This is a genomic window from Oleiphilus sp. HI0067 (assembly GCF_001635735.1).
This window is the reverse complement of sequence record NZ_LWFI01001371.1, coordinates 1-874: the sequence shown is the minus strand read 5'-3', so window position 1 is coordinate 874 and position 874 is coordinate 1. Positions and strand designations below refer to the sequence as shown.

General features: G+C 43.7%; 1 pseudogene. It reads right to left on the bottom strand.

The annotated features are described in order from the left end of the window. Positions 1-874 (bottom strand): annotated as a pseudogene (gene rpoB / locus A3739_RS21825) (DNA-directed RNA polymerase subunit beta); the annotation flags it as partial.

The following is an 874-nucleotide window of genomic DNA, read 5'->3' as shown; positions in this document are numbered from 1 at the left end:
CATAGCGCTCAGATGTAAAGAACAGGTTACCGAATAAATTCTCAGCAGACTCTTTAGTCGGTGGCTCGCCTGGGCGCATCATACGATAGATTTCTACCAAGGCTTCTAATTGAGTATTCGTAGGGTCAATACGCAAGGTATCAGAGATAAACGAGCCACAATCAAGTTCGTTAGTGTAAAGCGTCTCAATGCTTTCGATACCCGCCGCAACTAATGCATCAACGACTTCTTCTGTAATTTCTGTATTACAGCTAGCAACTAGCTCACCAGTATCTTCATTGATGATATCTTTCGCTAATACCTTGCCGTATAGGTATTCTTTAGGAACTTCAAGCGCGCCGCCTAATTTCTCAAGCTTACGAATTTGCTTGGCGTTAACTCGACGCCCTTCTTCAACAATCACTTCACCGTCAGGATCTTTGATGTCAAACGTTGCGATTTCGCCACGCAAACGTGAAGGAACAAGTTCGAGTTTGAAGCTGTCTGCTGACAATTCAAAACGACCAGTGTCGAAGAACATATCCAAGATCTCTTGCGAGCTTAGACCTAGAGCACGCATCAAGATTGTTGCTGGAAGCTTACGACGACGGTCAATACGAACGAACACGTTGTCATTTGGATCGAATTCGAAGTCTAACCAAGAACCACGATATGGAATCACTCGAGCACTATGAAGCAACTTGCCTGATGAGTGAGTTTTACCTTTATCGTGATCGAAGAACACACCCGGAGAACGGTGTAACTGAGAAACAATTACACGCTCAGTACCGTTTACAACGAATGTACCGTTATCGGTCATCAAAGGCATTTCGCCCATGTAAACTTCTTGTTCTTTGATGTCTTTAATCGCGCGATTTGAAGACTCTTTGTCATA